Annotated in this window: 15 protein-coding genes; 5 read left to right on the top strand and 10 right to left on the bottom strand. The window is 66.2% G+C overall.

The features are described from left to right. Window positions 1-138: 138 nt before the first annotated feature. The 4 genes from SriyCCGPB3_RS01685 (at window position 139) to SriyCCGPB3_RS01670 (ending at window position 4,385) form a co-directional block, all read left to right on the top strand. Window positions 139-1,056 carry a YihY/virulence factor BrkB family protein gene (locus tag SriyCCGPB3_RS01685; RefSeq protein WP_153857005.1) on the top strand — a complete coding sequence of 306 codons (918 nt, stop codon included), beginning with the start codon at window positions 139-141 and terminating at the stop codon, window positions 1,054-1,056. Between the two features lie 61 nt (window positions 1,057-1,117). Beyond that, entirely contained in the window at window positions 1,118-2,857 is a 1,740-nt protein-coding gene (gene dnaG, locus SriyCCGPB3_RS01680; RefSeq protein WP_110710830.1) for a DNA primase, read from the top strand. A gap of 27 nt (window positions 2,858-2,884) precedes the next feature. Beyond that, window positions 2,885-3,385 carry a protein tyrosine phosphatase family protein gene (locus SriyCCGPB3_RS01675; protein ID WP_350259773.1) on the top strand — a complete coding sequence of 167 codons (501 nt, stop codon included), beginning with the start codon at window positions 2,885-2,887 and terminating at the stop codon, window positions 3,383-3,385. A 28-nt stretch (window positions 3,386-3,413) separates the two neighbouring features. Then, complete coding sequence (locus tag SriyCCGPB3_RS01670; RefSeq protein WP_164162237.1) at window positions 3,414-4,385, top strand: bile acid:sodium symporter family protein; 972 nt, start codon at window positions 3,414-3,416, stop codon at window positions 4,383-4,385. 117 nt (window positions 4,386-4,502) lie between these two features. Here SriyCCGPB3_RS01670 and SriyCCGPB3_RS01665 read toward each other — a convergent pair whose 3' ends face one another. The 6 genes from SriyCCGPB3_RS01665 to SriyCCGPB3_RS01640 form a co-directional block, all read right to left on the bottom strand. Beyond that, entirely contained in the window at window positions 4,503-5,255 is a 753-nt protein-coding gene (locus SriyCCGPB3_RS01665; RefSeq protein WP_350259772.1) for a hypothetical protein, read from the bottom strand. A 668-nt stretch (window positions 5,256-5,923) separates the two neighbouring features. Further along, complete coding sequence (locus SriyCCGPB3_RS01660; protein ID WP_350259771.1) at window positions 5,924-6,730, bottom strand: calcium-binding protein; 807 nt, start codon at window positions 6,728-6,730, stop codon at window positions 5,924-5,926. 166 nt (window positions 6,731-6,896) lie between these two features. Then, window positions 6,897-7,790 carry a heme o synthase gene (gene cyoE / locus SriyCCGPB3_RS01655; protein WP_014035731.1) on the bottom strand — a complete coding sequence of 298 codons (894 nt, stop codon included), beginning with the start codon at window positions 7,788-7,790 and terminating at the stop codon, window positions 6,897-6,899. Window positions 7,791-7,794: 4 nt separating this feature from the next. After that, window positions 7,795-8,958 carry a COX15/CtaA family protein gene (locus tag SriyCCGPB3_RS01650; RefSeq protein WP_087921290.1) on the bottom strand — a complete coding sequence of 388 codons (1,164 nt, stop codon included), beginning with the start codon at window positions 8,956-8,958 and terminating at the stop codon, window positions 7,795-7,797. Window positions 8,959-8,968: 10 nt separating this feature from the next. Then, a complete protein-coding gene (locus SriyCCGPB3_RS01645) occupies window positions 8,969-9,538 on the bottom strand; it encodes a hypothetical protein (RefSeq protein WP_110710826.1) in 570 nt (189 codons plus the stop codon). Window positions 9,539-9,646: 108 nt separating this feature from the next. Next, a complete protein-coding gene (locus SriyCCGPB3_RS01640) occupies window positions 9,647-10,363 on the bottom strand; it encodes an SURF1 family protein (protein ID WP_350259770.1) in 717 nt (238 codons plus the stop codon). A gap of 57 nt (window positions 10,364-10,420) precedes the next feature. Here SriyCCGPB3_RS01640 and SriyCCGPB3_RS01635 point away from each other — a divergent pair, with 57 nt between their 5' ends. After that, window positions 10,421-10,639: a twin transmembrane helix small protein gene (locus tag SriyCCGPB3_RS01635; protein WP_010484233.1), complete on the top strand. Its 219-nt coding sequence runs from the start codon at window positions 10,421-10,423 to the stop codon at window positions 10,637-10,639. 20 nt (window positions 10,640-10,659) lie between these two features. On the opposite strand, the gene SriyCCGPB3_RS01630 is transcribed toward SriyCCGPB3_RS01635, so the two are convergent. Genes SriyCCGPB3_RS01630 through ctaD form a run of 4 tightly spaced genes read right to left on the bottom strand, consistent with a single transcriptional unit; the run spans window position 10,660 to window position 13,988 of the window. Next, window positions 10,660-11,535 carry a cytochrome c oxidase subunit 3 gene (locus SriyCCGPB3_RS01630; protein ID WP_005412024.1) on the bottom strand — a complete coding sequence of 292 codons (876 nt, stop codon included), beginning with the start codon at window positions 11,533-11,535 and terminating at the stop codon, window positions 10,660-10,662. 13 nt (window positions 11,536-11,548) lie between these two features. After that, window positions 11,549-12,139, bottom strand: coding sequence for a cytochrome c oxidase assembly protein (locus SriyCCGPB3_RS01625; protein WP_149909064.1), 591 nt, complete (start codon window positions 12,137-12,139; stop codon window positions 11,549-11,551). Then, window positions 12,136-12,372 (bottom strand): hypothetical protein, encoded by a 237-nt coding sequence (locus SriyCCGPB3_RS01620; protein WP_153856999.1) that lies wholly within the window; start codon window positions 12,370-12,372, stop codon window positions 12,136-12,138. Before SriyCCGPB3_RS01620 ends, SriyCCGPB3_RS01625 begins: the two co-directional genes overlap by 4 nt. An 8-nt stretch (window positions 12,373-12,380) precedes the next feature. Beyond that, complete coding sequence (gene ctaD, locus SriyCCGPB3_RS01615; RefSeq protein ID WP_004153896.1) at window positions 12,381-13,988, bottom strand: cytochrome c oxidase subunit I; 1,608 nt, start codon at window positions 13,986-13,988, stop codon at window positions 12,381-12,383. Between the last annotated feature and the right edge of the window lie 12 nt (window positions 13,989-14,000).

The following is a 14,000-nucleotide window of genomic DNA, read 5'->3' as shown; positions in this document are numbered from 1 at the left end:
AACCCCCTTGCGCGCCTTCGGTCCGCCAAAAGGATAGCGCGGACGCTCACGGAACGAGGTGCTGAATAGGCGCTTCACCCCGCATGACGTCGTGATTTGCTAGAAAAACACTCTCCCGTCCCTCACCGTTGTCCGCTGATGCCCCATCCCCGCGCCTTCCTGCCTGCCGTCCGATCCCGCCTGGGAAAGCTGCAGGACAGCTTCCCGATGGCGGTGGCCAAGCGCTTCGTCGAAATCGACGTGCTGACCCAGGCCGCCTCGGTTTCCTTCTACGCCCTGCTGTCGATGGCACCGCTGCTGGTGCTGCTGCTGTGGCTGACCGCCTCGCTGTACCCACCGGCGCAGCAGACGCTGATCAGCCAGATCGGTTCGGTCGCTGGCAGCAGTGTGGCCAGCGTCGCCGACACCGTGCTGCACAACGCCAACAGCCAGCCCAGCGTCGGTTCACTGGCCGGCCTGTGGAGCACGCTGCTGCTGTTCGTGGGCGCCACGGCGGTGTTCGCCCAGCTGCAGAACGCGCTGAACCGGATCTTCCACACCAGCGGCCAACGCCTGGAAGGCGTCAAGGCCTGGTTGCGCAAGCGCGTGTTCTCGTTCGGCGTGGTGCTGGCGCTGGGCTTCCTGCTGATCCTGTCGATGACCGCCACTACCGCCTTGCAGGTGGTGTTCGCGCAGCTGCCCTCGGTACTGCCGGCGATCGGGTACCTGACCTCGCTGCTGCTGTACACGCTGGCCTTCGCCTTCCTCTACCACTACCTGCCCGACCGCCGCGTGGCCTGGCGCCAGGCCTTCATCGGCGGTGCCATCACCTCGATCCTGTTCACCCTCGGCCGCTACGGGATTGGCGTCTACATCGCCACCGTGGCTCCGGGCAGCGCCTACGGTTCAATGGGCGCGCTGGTGATCTCGCTGGTCTGGATCTACTACGCCACCGCCGTATTCTTCGTCGGCGCGCTGATGACCGCAGTGATCGACGAGCGTCAGCATGCACGGGCGCAGCTGGCCAAGGCCGGGGTCGAAGCCGAACAGGCCGGTCCCGGCGGCGCCAGCGGGTAAACTAGGGGAATCCGCCGCCCCCCGCTGCGCGCCCTGGCGGCCGCGCCCTGCCCTGTTGCCCATGGCCCGTATCCCCGACGCTTTCATCGACGACCTGCTGGCCCGCTCCGACATCGTCGAGGTGGTGGGCAGCCGCGTGCCGTTGAAGCGCCAGGGCAAGGAATACGCGGCGCGCTGTCCGTTCCATGACGAGCGATCGGCGTCGTTCACGGTCTCCCCCACCAAGCAGTTCTATCACTGCTTCGGCTGTGGTGCGCACGGTACCGCGATCAGCTTCCTGATGAACTACGACCGCCTCGAGTTCCTCGATGCGGTGGATGAGCTGGCCAAGCGCGCGGGCATGGAAGTGCCGCGCAGCGAGAACCCGCGCAGCCCGCAGCAGCAGGACGATAGCCGCGAGCTGTACTCGGCGCTGGATGCCGCGACCAAGTTCTTCCAGAACAACCTGCAGGGCAGCGACAAGGCCCGCAGCTACCTGGATGGCCGTGGCGTGGACGAAGAGAACCGCGCGCGCTTCCAGATCGGCTACGCACCGGATGGCTACAGCGGCCTGCGCGATGCGCTGGGCAAGGACGAGCGCCGCATGAAGCTGCTCGATCGCGCCGGCCTGTTCTCCAAGAACGATCGCGGCCACGTCTATGACAAGTTCCGCGACCGGGTGATGTTCCCGATCTTCGACCGCCGTGGCCGGGTGATCGCGTTCGGTGGCCGCGTGTTCGAGAAGGACGACGGCCCCAAGTACCTCAACTCACCCGAGACCGCGCTGTTCCATAAGGGCCGCGAGCTGTACGGCCTGTGGCAGGTGCGCCAGGCCAACCAGAAGATCGAGCGGCTGATCGTGGTCGAGGGCTACATGGACGTGGTCTCGCTGTTCCAGTTCGGCGTCACCCAGGCGGTGGCAACACTGGGTACCGCGACCACGCCGGACCATGCCGAGCTGCTGTTCCGCAACGCACCGGATGTGTTCTTCTGCTTCGACGGCGACGCCGCCGGCCGCCGCGCCGGCTGGAAGGCGCTGGAGTCGGTGTTGCCGCGCATGAAGGATGGCCGCCAGGCCTTCTTCCTGTTCCTGCCCGATGGCGAGGACCCGGACACCATCGTGCGCAAGGAAGGCGCCGAGGCCTTCAACGAACGCCTGAAGCAGGCCACCCCGCTGTCGCAGTTCTTCTTCGATGAACTGACCCGCGAGATCAACCTGGGCACGCTCGATGGCAAGGCACGCCTGGCCGAGCGGGCCAAGCCGATGCTGGCGCAGATTCCCGACGGCGCCTTCGGCGATCTAATGAAGCAGCAGCTGGCGCAGCTGACCGGCCTTGGCGGCAACGCCCAGGCCGCACGCGCGCCGATGCCGCAGCGCCAGCCCTCGCGAACGATCCAGCCCGTGGCCAAGCGCAGCCTGGTACGCGGCGCGATCGCCGTACTGCTGCAGCAGCCGTCGCTGGCACTGACGCTGGGCGGCAAGCACCACTTCCAGGGCCTGCGCCTGCCCGGCGTGGAGCTGCTGCTGGAGCTGCTGGGCCTGGTCGAACAGCGCCCGGACATCAGCACCGGCGCCCTGCTGGAGCACTTCGACGGGCGTGAGGAGCAAGCGTCGCTGCATACCCTGGCCGCGCAGACGATGCCGGGCGACGATGCGAGCTGGACCCAGGAACTGCACGATGCCGTCGCCCAGCTGGAGAAACAGCTGCTGGTGCAACGTCTGGAAGAGCTGTTGGCAAAGCAGCGGCAGCAGGGTCTGGACGATACTGACAAGTACGAACTGCGCGAGCTGCTGAAGGCCCGCGCCGGACTGCGCCTGTAGCGGCAGAACATTTTCCCGGAGAGGACCATGCTGCTGCGCCTGACCTGCCTGCTGTTGTTGTCGCTCTGCCTGCCACTGACGGCCCTGGCCGAAGACGCGCCCCTCAACGAAGTCCGCCCCGGCCTGTATGCCGGCGGCCAACCCAGCGTCGCACAGCTGCAGACCCTGGCCGCGCAGGGCGTGCGCACCGTGATCGACCTGCGCCAGCCCGGCGAGGACCGGGGCTTCGACGAAACCCGCGTGGCCGAATCACTGGGCCTGCGCTACGTGCGCATTCCCGTGGCCGGCGCCGAGGGGCTCGATGCCGCCAACGTACGCGCGGTGCACCAGGTCCTGCAGCAGAGCCAGGGGCCGGTGCTGCTGCACTGCGCCTCCGGCAACCGCGCCGGTGCCGTGCTCGGCCTGGTCAATGCACGCTACGAACACGCCAGCCCGGAACAGGCCCTGCAGCTCGGCCAGCGTGCCGGCCTGAAGTCGCTGGAAGCCGCCACCCGCCAGCGCCTGGCCACACCGGTCACCTCGCCCTGAACCCTCCGCACCAAGGACTCTGCCCACCATGACCCGCTGGTGGTCGCGCCTGCGACCGGACAATTTCACCCTCGCCCTGCTGTGCACCGTCGGCCTGGCCTCGCTGCTACCGATGAAGGGCGCCGCCGCCATCGTCCTCGACGATGTCACCACCGTCGCCATTGCCGCGCTGTTCTTCCTGCATGGCGCACGCCTGCCGCGCGAATCGATCATCGGCGGCATGCTGCACTGGCGGCTGCACCTGACCATCCTGGCCTGCACCTTCATCCTGTTCCCGCTGCTGGGGCTGATGTTCAAGCCACTGTCGGGCTGGCTGCTGACCCCGGAGCTGTACCTGGGTGTGCTGTTCCTGTGCACCCTGCCCTCCACCGTGCAGTCGTCCATCGCGTTCACCTCGATGGCCCGCGGCAACGTGCCTGCAGCGGTATGCAGCGCGTCGCTGTCGAGCATCCTCGGCGTGTTCCTGACGCCGCTGCTGCTGACCGCGCTGGCCGGTACCTCCGGCGGCGTGCATGACCCGCTGCACGCGATCGGCGGCATCATGCTGCAGCTGCTGGTGCCGTTCGTGGCCGGCCATCTGCTGCGGCCGTGGATTGCCGGCTGGGTAGAGAGGCAGCGCGCGCTGCTGCGCTACACCGACCAGGCCACCATCCTGCTGGTGGTGTACTCCGCGTTCGGCGAAGCCGTCACCGAGGGCCTGTGGAGCAAGACACCGCTGCTGTCGCTGCTGGCCGTGGCGGTGGTCGCCGCCGTGCTGCTCGGCATCGCCATGCCGCTGATCACCTTCATCGCCCGCCGCCTTCGCTTCAACCGCGAGGACGAGATCGCCATCGTCTTCTGCGGCTCGAAGAAGAGCCTGGCCACCGGCGTGCCGATCGCCAAGGTGCTGTTCGCCGGCGGCAGCCTCGGCGCCATCGTGCTGCCGGTGATGATCTACCACCAGATCCAGCTGATCGTCTGCGGTGTGATCGCGCAGCGGTATGCGAAGCGCGCGCCCTGATTGGGCGCGCGGGTTTTTGTAGAGAGCCCATCCACGCGCGGCGTGGATCTACCAAACCGCGGATAGCGTGAACCCGCAGTAGATCCACGCCATGCGTGGATGACGCATACGCCGCCGCTAATCCACGATGGCCGCGGCGATGTCGTGCAGCACTCGGGCGTTGCGCTCCACGTCGCTGCCCGGCTCGCCCGTGACGGTCAGACTGTAGGTCTTGCTGTCTCCCGTCCAGGCAAGCTCAACCCGAGTACGGCCGACACTATCCACAACCTTCCCGAGGTAAGCGGGCTTGCCGTCCACCACGGTGTTCTGCGCCTCCGCGATGACCTCGATCTGCATGCCCGCAGCGAGGAAGTTGTTCTCGCTGAACTCCACGATGCCGACACCCTCCAGCCGGTAGAAACGGCTCAAGCCCGAGGACTTTCCACCCTCCAACGCACCACTGGGCTCCATGCCAATCATCTCGGCTGCGCCCAGCAGGCTGCTTTCCAGCCTGCTGGGTGGCTGCGGCAGGCGCTGGCGTAGTTCTGGAGTTGAGCGGTGAGTCCGCGGCACGGCAGCCAGCATTTCGGCCTGCGTTGGGATGCTCCCTGCTGCAACCCGCACGACACCGTTGGATCGTTCGATGTCATCGCGAAGCTGCCGCTTCACTTCTCGGGGGGCATCAAGGTCTGCCAGTTTCACCATCTGGTAGCTGCCCACGCTGGCGGACGATCTTCCCATTGCCGAGGCCTCCTGCATTGCAGCCTGCATGGCGCGTTGGTGTAGCCAGCTCCCTACCGCATCGGGAGCAGGTTCATTCTGGGATGCTTGAGCTGACATCGACATGGCCAGCGAGAATGCGATAAAGCAAAGACTCTTCATGATGCTCACCACTCCGAAAGTTGGCAATCGACCGCACTCGTGGATTGCGTAAATACGCGTCCGCCCAGCACCCATGTGTGATATCCGTGAACAACCATTCGTTCTGGATCACTGCCATCGCCTGCGTAAAATCGCCAGGAGTACAGTCCATTGTTAGGCGCACCGAAAGCATGCTTCGGCTCAATGTTCCCGAGGGGAACGTGCCTGGTTACGGCCGACCCCTGAAAACTGCGAAACTGGGGCCGTTCATAGGTCACGGATTCGTTGATGAATCCAATGCAGTTGGCCCGACTCAGTGCTTTTACTTCTGCTGCCGCATTGCCAGCCAGGCAGGTAAGCGCGGCACACAGAACGATGGGCAGAGAAACATGACATCTCATTGATTGCTCCACAGAATTGCGAGTCATCCCGCAATACCTGTGTATCTACTGTTGATGATCCGGTCTGGTGGAACAGTCGGTATCTGTGACGCCTTGCGTGCAGGAAGCTGACAGCGCGGCAAAACCCTACAGCGCGACGGCTTGGTCGATGCGCGCAGTTGCAGCCATCCCGGGCGAAACCCGACACTGGCTGCGCCGGGTTCCGTGAGAGCCCATCCACGCATGGCGTGGCTCTACTCCCACCGATGGCGTGAACCACCAGTAGATCCACGCCATGCGTGGATGGGTTGCCTGCCGTTACGGGCCCACCAGCGTGCCGACGCTCAACTCCGGCATCCACACCCACAGGTCGTACGGCCGTTTCGCATCGGCATCGACCCGCGGCGCCGTGGCCACCTGCTCTGGAAGTGACCGCGCCACGCAGCGGCCCGCGCATCCCCACGCCTGACCACGCTGCGCGCCCAACCGCACGCTGTAGATCTCCAGATCCCGCAGCTGGGAGGCCATCGGGTGCAGCTGCATTTCCGGCGGCATGCCCTGCGGCCGCTGCAGCATGGCGTGCACGTTACCGGTCAGCACCAGCATGCGTGCGTCAGCCGGCAGACGCCGGTACAGGCGCCGCAACTCGGTAGCCATGTGGTCATCGCGGGCCTGGTTGCCGCCCTTGCTGGCATTGACGTCATAGCCAACGACTTCGATCACACGCCCCTGCGACTTCAGCACGCGCAGGCTTTCGATCATCGCCAGCATGTCGCGGCTGCGACGGCCATCGTGCTGGTCGTCGCGCACGCTCCAGAAGGCACGCCCGCGCAGCTGCTGGCGTGCCTTCTCGCCGCCGTCGGAAGCCAGGTAATCGTGTAGCGTGGGGGTTTCGCCGCGTGGCAGTTCCAGCGCCAGCACGACCGGGCCGGTGCGGCTGTAGTCGTCCACCAGCTGGCGCACCAGCAGCGGGGTCTCGCGGGTGCCGTGGAATTCGCCCAGTACCAGCAGGCGATGGTCACCGGCATGCTGGCGGATCTGCGCGGCGGTGTCATCGGCATGCGCACCAAGGGCCATGCCCAGCGTCAGCAGCAGCGCCGCGGTCCAGCGGAAGATCGAATGCATCCCTGCGCCGTCCTTTCCTTGGGGTCAGGAACAGCAATGGCGACGCAGCTGGCGCAGATCAAGTGTAGAGCCGAGCCCGTGCTCGGCTGCTTCTCCGATCAACCCTCAGCCGAGCATGGGCTCGGCTCTACAGGAGATCCACGCCATGCGTGGATGCACCCGCCCGTCACAACCAGGGCAGGATCCAGTGGTCCACCAGCAGGAAGGCGAACAGCGCCATCAGGTAGACGATGGAGTAATAGAACATCTTCATCGAGAACAGCTCGTCCGGCGGGTCCAGCATGCGCCAGGCGTACCAGAGGAACACGGCGTTGAGCACGATCGCGCCGCCCAGGTAGAACGCACCGCTCATGCCCACCAGGTACGGCAGCAGGCAGACCAGCGCCAGCACCACCGAATACACCATGATCTGCTTGCGGGTGTGCACCACGCCGTGGGTCACGGGCAGCATCGGGATCTCCGCCTTGGCGTAGTCCTCGCGGCGGAAGATTGCCAGCGCCCAGAAGTGCGGCGGGGTCCAGATGAAGATGATCAGCACCAGCAGCGACGAGTACGCCCAGTCCGACGAGCCCTGCATGCCGGTCACCGCGGCCCAGCCCAGCATCGGCGGCATCGCGCCGGCCAGGCCACCGATGACGATGTTCTGCGAGGTCGCACGCTTGAGGTACACGGTGTAGATCACCGCGTAGCCGATCAACGAGGCGAAGGTCAGCACCGCGGTGATCAGGTTCACCCACAGCACCAGGATGGTCATCGACAGCACGATCAGCACGCCGGCGAACACCAGCACCTGCCACGGCTTGACCTTGCCCACCACCAGCGGACGCCACGAGGTGCGGGCCATCTGCGCATCGATGTGCGCATCCAGCAGCTGGTTGATCGCGGCGGCGGCCGAGGCCGCCAGCCAGATACCGAGGAAGCCGAGCACGCCGGCGCGCACCTGCTCCCAGCTGGGCACGCCGGGGATGGCCAGGACCATGCCGACCAGGGCGGTGAAGACAATGAGGGCGACGACCTTGGGCTTGGTCAGGTCCCAGTACTGGCGGTAATTGGAAAACATGGAATCAGTCCGGGGCACGCAGGCGGGCCAGCAGGCTGACCAGCACGAACAACAGGGCAACGGCCACGCCGTTGTGGGCCACCGCCACTTCCAGCGGCAGCGCCAGCTTCACATTGAGGATGCCGAGGGTGACCTGCAGCACCAGCAGCGCGATCAGCGCGCTGGCCCAGCCACGCATGCTCGGCAACCGGAACAGGCGCACGCCCAGCCACAGCAGGTAGACGGCCACCACCACCGCGAACAGGCGGTGTGCCATCTGGATGGCGATGCGCGAGGCGCCATCCAGCACGCCCCCTTCGTAGTCCACGCCGATGCCACGCCACAGAGTGAAGCCTTCGACGAAGTTGTGCTGCGGCCACCACTGGTTGGCGCAGCGCGGGAAGTTGTCCAGCGAGGCGCTGCCACCGCCGCAGGCCAGCGCCGCGTAATTGGCGCTGACCCAGCCACCCAGCGCGATCTGGGTGACCAGCACCGCGACGCCGATGCGCAGCAGCCACTTCAGCTTCGGCGCTTCAGCCAGGGTGATCGGCATGTGCGTCGCGCGCCAGGCCATCCACACCAGCAGGCCGAACATCAGCATGCCGCCGAGCAGGTGGCCCATCACCACGATGGGCTTGAGCAGCAGGGTCACCGTCCACATGCCCAGCAGGGCCTGGAAGATCACCACCGCCAAGGTCAGCAATGCAGCGCGCGCCAGGTCGATGTTGCTCCAGCGCAGCGCGGCGATCAGCAGGATCGCCTCGCCTATCAGGGCCAAGGCGCTGGCGGTGCCATGCCAGCCCATCATGTACAGCGGTATGCCGGCGGCCACCAGCACGCAGGCGGTCACCACCGCCGTGCTTCCGAATCGCCGCTTGCGCGTGGCCAACAGGGCCAGGGTCAGGATCTCGATGCCCAGCGCGCCAGCCAGGAAGCGGTGCACCTGCTCACGCCAGGCCTTGTGGGTCTCCAGCGGGCGGATCTCCGCCGCCGGGTGGCCGATGGTCTCTTCCACGTGCTGCGGCCAGGTGGCCTGGCCATAGCAGGTCGGCCAGTCCGGGCAGCTCAGGCCGGCATCGGACAGGCGCACGAACGCGCCGAACATGATCGTGCTCGCGGTCATGATCATGGCGAACCACGCCAGGCGGTGGAAATTGCGGTGCAGCGCCGGACGCGCGGAAAGGCTCATCAAACGGGACTCACTTCAGTTTCAGCAACGTGGCCATGTCCTTGCGCAGGCCACCGAGGTCGGAGCCCGGGGCATGGCGCATGATCACGAAGCCGTTCGGATCGATCACGTAGACCGGCAGTCCCGCCGGATCATCGACGCCCGGCAACGCCGCGCGCAGGGCTGGCGACGGAGCCAGCGGCCGCAGCGCGGGCAGCGAGGCGATCGACGCCGGTGGCGTACCCAGCCACAGGATCTCGACATTATCGGCGTTATGGCCGAACAGCTGCCACACCTTGCCCAGTCCCTGCGACAAAGTGACGCACTGCGCGTCGCAGGCGCCGGATGGGGCCACCAGCAGGCGCCAGGTGCGGGCCTCGGGATTCCAGGCATAGGGCTGGCCACTGGCCAGGGTCGGCGCCTGCTGGCGCAGGTCCACCGGCGGCTTCAGCAGCTGGCCGGCGTTGCGGTGCCCGGTCGGCTGCCAGCCGGAGAAGCGCAGTACCGCGGCCAGCGCCACCGCCCCGAAGAACACGGCAAACAGCAGCACCAGGGTCCGGCGGCCGGAGCCGCGCGCCTGCGGGGACGTAGCAGTGTTCATGCGGGGCATTTTCTCATGGTTGGGCAAGGGATGCGGGTGGGGTGCCCCGGTAGTGCCGGCCGCTGGCCGGCATCCAGGAATCCGAGGGGAGCCGGCCAGCGGCCGGCACTACCGGGCCATGGAGCGTCTCCTACGCCGCTCCAGCACCAGCGCAACGACCAGCACGGTCAGGGCCAGCCCGAACCACTGCACGGCATAGCCCAGATGACGCTGCGGCGGCAGTGTGTTCGGCAGCAGGTCCAGGTCACGCTCATCGCCGAATGGCAGTGCCGGGTCCAGGCGCAGGACGCGTTCGGGTAACGCCTGCAGCCCCAGCGCGCGCGCCAGGCCTTCGGCGGGCAAACGGCTGGCCAGCCAACGCCCGGCCTCATCGGTAGCGGAGAACGCCGGGCCCAGTGCCAGTCCCGCCGACGGCGGCGGCGCCAACAACCCACGCACCGCCACCGGCGAAGGCGGCGCCGGCACATCCGGCAGCGTGCGATCCGGCGGCAGCGCGCGCCAGCCGAGGTCGACCAGCAGCACGCTGCCTCCGTCACTGCGGAACGGACGATAGATCTTCACCCCGGCGCGACCATGCCGGGTCTGGTTGTCCAGCAGCACCACGCCGGGCAGGAAGCGGCCGTGGTCGGCCACGCCGTGCAACGCGCCGGGCGCCGCCAGAGCCTGCGCCAGTGGCAGCGCCTGTGCCACGGCTGGACCTTGTGCATCCAACATTGCCTGTTTGGCATGCATGCGCTGCAGTTGCCACAGCCCCAATGCGCTGAAACCGGCCATCGCCAGCACCGCCAACAGCCAGCCGATCACGCGCGTGTGCTGGCGCATCATGACAAGTCCGCGCAAACGCGGTCAGATAGGCGCATCCACCCTGCCCTCGAGCCGCGCATGAGTGATTCGCTGAAGACCCTGCTGGTAATCGCGTTTCTGATCGTCATCGTCTGGAATCTGGGCGCCGGCCTGTATTACCTGCTGGTCGACCGCGGCCAGACCAAGCGCACGGTCAACGCACTGACACGCCGCATCGGGGTGTCGGTGGCCTTGATCGTACTGGTGATCGTGAGCATCTACATGGGCTGGATCAAACCGCACGGCATCGGCGGCTGAGGCCACCGATACGTGCGCGGTCAAAGCACGTAGACGAACATGAAGAGCATCAGCCACACCACGTCGACGAAGTGCCAGTACCACGCGGCGGCTTCGAAACCGAAATGGTTGTCGCGGGTGAAGTGCCCCTTGGCCGAACGCAGCCACATCACGATCAGCATGATCGTGCCCAGCAGCACGTGCGCGCCGTGGAAGCCTGTCAGCATGAAGAACGTCGAACCGTAGATGCCCGAACCGAGCGTCAGGTTCAGTTCCTTGTAGGCGTGGATGTACTCCTCCGCCTGCAGGGTCAGGAAGCCGAGGCCGAGCACCACGGTCAGGCCCAGCCAGATCAGCAGCTGGCGGCGGTTGCCGGCCTTCAGCGCGTGATGGGCGATGGTCAGGGTCACGCCTGAGGTCAACAGGATCAGCGTGTTGATCAGCGGCAGGCCCCAGGCCGGAATGGTCTGGAACGCACCACCGATCGCCGCCGGGCCATTGGTCGGCCATCCGGCGGAATAGCCCTGCCAGAGCAGCTCGTTGGTCATCACCCCGCGGCCTTCGCCGCTGAGCCACGACAGGCCCAGGTTGCGGGTGTAGAACAGCGCGCCGAAGAAGGCACCGAAGAACATCACCTCGGAGAAGATGAACCAGATCATCCCCATCCGGAACGAGCCATCGACCTGGTGGTTGTAGTTGCCCGCCTGCGACTCACGCACCACGTCGCTGAACCACCAGAACAGGGTCAGCACCAGCATCGCGATGCCGATGTAGAACGTCCAGCGTCCCCAGCTGGCATCGTTGAGCCAGCTGGCCACGCCCACCATGGTCACCATCATCGCGATGGACCCCACGAACGGCCATTTGCTCTGGGCCGGGACGAAGTACACGTTGGCATCGGTCGGTGTCTGGGCCATGTCGGTATCCGGGTCAGGGTGCGGCGTGCGCGCCTTCCGAGGTGGCGGCCGGAGCCAGCCGATCGGACAGCGCGTCGTTGCGGTAGAAGGTGTAGGACAAGGTGATCGTCTTGATCTCCGGCGGCAGGTCCGGATCGACGATGAAGCGCACCGGCATGTCGCGCTTCTCGCCGGCCTGCAGCGTCTGCGCGGTGAAACAGAAGCACTCGGTCTTGCTGAAGAAGCCCGACGCACGCGCCGGCGCCACCGACGGTACCGCGCTGCCGACCACCGCCTGCTGGCTGTCGTTGCGGGCGAAGTACAGCGCCTCGTTGAGCTCGCCCGGCACCACGTCCATGGTCAACTGTTCGGGATGGAACGACCAGGGCAGGCGCGAGTTGACGCCGCCATCGAACTCCACGCGCACGGTGCGCTTGCCGGCCGCCGCGCCGGCACTCGCTTCGCCACCGGGACCGCGTTCCAGGCGCACGCCGAACACCTTTTCGCAGGCGATGCGGTACAGCGGTACCAGCGAGAACGTGAGCAGGAACACCGCCACCGCCACGCCGATCAGGCGCGGCAGCCCGGCGCTGGGTGACGGCGTGCTGGCCGGTGCCTCGCTCATCGGCCGATCACCCCGCTGAGGATGAAGCCGACGTAGACCAGCACGGCGATGGCGCCGACCCACATCGCCGTGCGCTTCGCACGCTGGCGCTGCTGTTCGATGCTTCCGCCCTGGTAGAGCCGACCGCCGGTCGGCTGCGCTTCGTTGTTGTAGAGCCGAGCCATGCTCGGCTGCTTTTCGTCAGTCGAGCCTGGCTCGACGCTACCGATCGGGAGCGGGCTCTCGTTATGCATGCCCCACCTCAATGCGTGATGTCGTCATGCGCCAGATCCCCCGGGCGGATGGTCGGCGGCGTGGTGAAGGTATGCGCCGGTGCCGGCGACGGCAGCGTCCATTCCAGGCCGCGCGCACCTTCCCACGATCGGGCCTCGGCCTTCTCGCCGTTGCGCAGCGAGGACAGCAGGATCGCGGCCATCATGAACGGGGTGACGAACATGCCGAACGCACCGATCGAGCTGATCAGGTTCCAGTCGGCGAAGGCCACGCTGTAATCGGGAATGCGGCGCGGCATGCCGGCCAGGCCGAGGAAATGCTGCGGGAAGAACAGCAGGTTGACGAATACGATCGACCACCAGAAGTGCACCTTGGCCCACTTCTCGCTGTACATCCGCCCGGTCCACTTCGGCCACCAGTAGTACACCGCCGCGATCAGCGCGAACACCGCGCCGGTCACCAGCACGTAGTGGAAGTGCGCGACCACGAAGTAGGTGTCGTGGTACTGGAAGTCGGCGGCCACGATGGCCAGCATCAGGCCGGAGAAGCCACCGATGGTGAACAGGATGACGAAGGCCACCGACCACAGCATCGGCGCCTCGAACGTCAGCGAGCCACGCCACATCGTGCTGACCCAGTTGAACACCTTCACGCCAGTCGGGATCGAGATCAGCATGGTGGCGAACATGAAGTAGATCTCGCCGCCCAGCGGCATGCCCACGGTGAACATGTGGTGGGCCCAGACGATGAACGACAGGAACGCGATCGCGGCGGTGGCGTACACCATCGCCTGGTAGCCGAACAGCGGCTTGCGGCTGAAGGTCGGGATGATCTCGCTGACCACGCCGAAGGCGGGCAGGATCATGATGTAGACCTCGGGGTGGCCGAAGAACCAGAAGATGTGCTGGTACATCACCGGGTCACCGCCACCGGCGGCGTTGAAGAAGCTGGTGCCGAAGAACTTGTCGGTCAGCAGCATGGTGACGGCACCGGCCAGCACCGGCATCACCGCGATCAGCAGGAAGGCCGTGATCAGCCAGGCCCAGCAGAAGATCGGCATCTTCAGCAGGTCGATGCCCGGCGCGCGCATGTTGAGCACGGTGGCGATGATGTTGATCGCACCCATGATCGAGCTGATGCCGGCCACGTGGATGGCGAACACGCTGAAGGCCACGTTGTAGCCGCCCTGCAGCGACAGCGGCGGGTACAGCGTCCAGCCGCCGGCCGGCGCACCACCGGGCAGGAACAGGGTCAGCAGCAGCAGGCTGAAGGCCACCGGCAACAGCCAGAACGACCAGTTGTTCATGCGCGGCAGCGCCATGTCCGGCGCGCCGATCTGCAGCGGAATCATCCAGTTGGCCAGTCCGACGAAGGCCGGCATCACGCCACCGAAGATCATCACCAGCGCGTGCACGGTGGTCATCTGGTTGAAGAATTCGGGCTTGACGAACTGCAGGCCCGGCTGTGCCAGCTCGGCGCGGATCACCACGCTCATCGCCGCACCGATGATGAACATGATGAAGCTGAAACCCAGGTACAGCGTGCCGATGTCCTTGTGGTTGGTCGAGAAGAACCAACGCTCGAAGAAACTCTGCTGGTGATGGTGATCGTCGTGCCCAACTGCCGAGTGCGCCATTGCAAAACACCT

Source organism: Stenotrophomonas riyadhensis (assembly GCF_040256885.1).
Classification (GTDB): domain Bacteria; phylum Pseudomonadota; class Gammaproteobacteria; order Xanthomonadales; family Xanthomonadaceae; genus Stenotrophomonas; species Stenotrophomonas riyadhensis.
This window is presented reverse-complemented; position numbering and strand designations above follow the sequence as displayed.

Excerpts from the sequence above, each read along its gene's own strand:
- SriyCCGPB3_RS01640 (WP_350259770.1), bottom strand. The coding sequence starts at position 10,363 with ATGATGCGCCAGCACACGCGCGTGATCGGCTGGCTGTTGGCGGTGCTG.
- SriyCCGPB3_RS01685 (WP_153857005.1), top strand. The coding sequence starts at position 139 with ATGCCCCATCCCCGCGCCTTCCTGCCTGCCGTCCGATCCCGCCTGGGA.
- SriyCCGPB3_RS01660 (WP_350259771.1), bottom strand. The coding sequence starts at position 6,730 with ATGCATTCGATCTTCCGCTGGACCGCGGCGCTGCTGCTGACGCTGGGC.
- SriyCCGPB3_RS01620 (WP_153856999.1), bottom strand. The coding sequence starts at position 12,372 with ATGCATAACGAGAGCCCGCTCCCGATCGGTAGCGTCGAGCCAGGCTCG.
- cyoE (WP_014035731.1), bottom strand. The coding sequence starts at position 7,790 with ATGTTTTCCAATTACCGCCAGTACTGGGACCTGACCAAGCCCAAGGTC.
- SriyCCGPB3_RS01625 (WP_149909064.1), bottom strand. The coding sequence starts at position 12,139 with ATGAGCGAGGCACCGGCCAGCACGCCGTCACCCAGCGCCGGGCTGCCG.
- SriyCCGPB3_RS01670 (WP_164162237.1), top strand. The coding sequence starts at position 3,414 with ATGACCCGCTGGTGGTCGCGCCTGCGACCGGACAATTTCACCCTCGCC.
- SriyCCGPB3_RS01650 (WP_087921290.1), bottom strand. The coding sequence starts at position 8,958 with ATGAGCCTTTCCGCGCGTCCGGCGCTGCACCGCAATTTCCACCGCCTG.
- SriyCCGPB3_RS01630 (WP_005412024.1), bottom strand. The coding sequence starts at position 11,535 with ATGGCCCAGACACCGACCGATGCCAACGTGTACTTCGTCCCGGCCCAG.
- ctaD (WP_004153896.1), bottom strand. The coding sequence starts at position 13,988 with ATGGCGCACTCGGCAGTTGGGCACGACGATCACCATCACCAGCAGAGT.
- dnaG (WP_110710830.1), top strand. The coding sequence starts at position 1,118 with ATGGCCCGTATCCCCGACGCTTTCATCGACGACCTGCTGGCCCGCTCC.
- SriyCCGPB3_RS01675 (WP_350259773.1), top strand. The coding sequence starts at position 2,885 with ATGCTGCTGCGCCTGACCTGCCTGCTGTTGTTGTCGCTCTGCCTGCCA.
- SriyCCGPB3_RS01635 (WP_010484233.1), top strand. The coding sequence starts at position 10,421 with ATGAGTGATTCGCTGAAGACCCTGCTGGTAATCGCGTTTCTGATCGTC.
- SriyCCGPB3_RS01645 (WP_110710826.1), bottom strand. The coding sequence starts at position 9,538 with ATGAACACTGCTACGTCCCCGCAGGCGCGCGGCTCCGGCCGCCGGACC.